The 1,643-nt window shown below is 59.4% G+C and carries 1 pseudogene; it reads right to left on the bottom strand.

The features are described from left to right. Positions 1 to 1,439, bottom strand: a pseudogene (locus WBB85_RS12615) (DNA-directed RNA polymerase subunit beta'); the annotation flags it as partial. Positions 1,440 to 1,643: the final 204 nt, after the last annotated feature.

Here is a 1,643-nt window from a genome sequence, read left to right as displayed (position 1 = left end):
TGCGCCTCAAGGCTGAGCGGCACGTGGACAGCCATCTGGTCGCCGTCGAAATCGGCGTTGAAGGCCGAACAGACCAGCGGGTGAAGCTGGATCGCCTTGCCTTCGATCAGGACCGGCTCGAACGCCTGAATGCCCAGACGGTGCAGGGTCGGCGCGCGGTTCAGCATCACGGGGTGTTCGCGGATTACCTCATCGAGGATGTCCCAGACTTCCGGACGCTCTTTTTCCACAAGCTTCTTGGCCTGTTTGACGGTCGAGGAGAGGCCCTTGGCTTCAAGACGGCTGTAGATGAAGGGCTTGAAGAGCTCCAAGGCCATCTTCTTCGGCAGACCGCATTGATGCAGCTTCAGTTCCGGACCGGTCACGATGACCGAACGGCCCGAGAAGTCGACGCGCTTACCAAGAAGGTTCTGGCGGAACCGGCCCTGCTTGCCTTTCAGCATATCCGACAACGACTTCAGCGGGCGCTTGTTGGCACCCGTGATGACGCGGCCACGGCGGCCATTGTCGAAGAGAGCGTCGACAGATTCCTGCAGCATCCGCTTTTCGTTGCGGACGATGATATCGGGCGCGCGCAGTTCGATCAGCCGCTTCAGACGGTTGTTCCGGTTGATGACCCGGCGGTAAAGATCGTTGAGGTCCGAGGTCGCGAAACGGCCCCCATCGAGCGGCACCAGCGGGCGCAGTTCCGGCGGGATGACCGGAACGACGGTCAGCACCATCCATTCCGGGCGGTTGCCGCTTTCGATGAAGTTCTCGACGATCTTCAGCCGCTTGATGATCTTCTTCGGCTTCAGCTCACCCGTGGCTTCCTTCAGCTCTTCACGAAGCTGTTCGGCCGTCGCCTCAAGATCGATCGCCGCCAGCATTTCGCGGATCGCTTCGGCGCCGATATTGGCAGTAAAGGCGTCGGCGCCATACTGGTCCTGCGCGTCGAGATAGTCCTCTTCGCTCATCAACTGGCCGTAGGAAAGGTCGGTCAGACCCGGCTCGATCACGACATAGTTTTCGAAATAGAGGATGCGCTCAAGATCGCGCAGCGTCATGTCGAGCATGAGGCCGATGCGGGAGGGCAGCGACTTCAGGAACCAGATATGGGCGACGGGGGCGGCCAGTTCGATATGGCCCATCCGCTCGCGCCGCACCTTCTGCAGCGTCACTTCGACACCGCATTTCTCGCAGACGACGCCGCGATATTTCATGCGCTTGTACTTGCCGCACAGGCATTCGTAGTCCTTGATCGGCCCGAAGATACGGGCACAGAAGAGACCGTCGCGCTCGGGCTTGAACGTCCGGTAGTTGATGGTCTCGGGCTTTTTGATCTCACCGAATGACCACGACAGGATCCGCTCGGGCGAGGCGAGCGAGATCTTGATCTCGTCGAACTGCTTCGGCGGGGTCAGCGGGTTGAACGGGTTGGTCGAGAGTTCCTGGTTCATCTTCAAATCCTTGAATCGGCGCGTTGGGCAAGAGGAGCGATTTTTCTCCGAAAAATCGTCGAATTTTCGGAGAAAATTCGGGTTCCCTACTCGTCACCCTCCGCATCCAGGAGTTCCATGTTGAGGCCGAGGCCCCGCACTTCCTTGACGAGAACATTGAACGATTCCGGCACACCGGCTTCGAAATTGTCCTCGCCCTTGACG

Source organism: Albidovulum sp., assembly GCF_049646345.1.
Taxonomy (GTDB): domain Bacteria; phylum Pseudomonadota; class Alphaproteobacteria; order Rhodobacterales; family Rhodobacteraceae; genus Albidovulum.
Note: the sequence above shows the minus strand (reverse complement) of the source record. Positions and strands in the feature narration are given on the sequence as shown.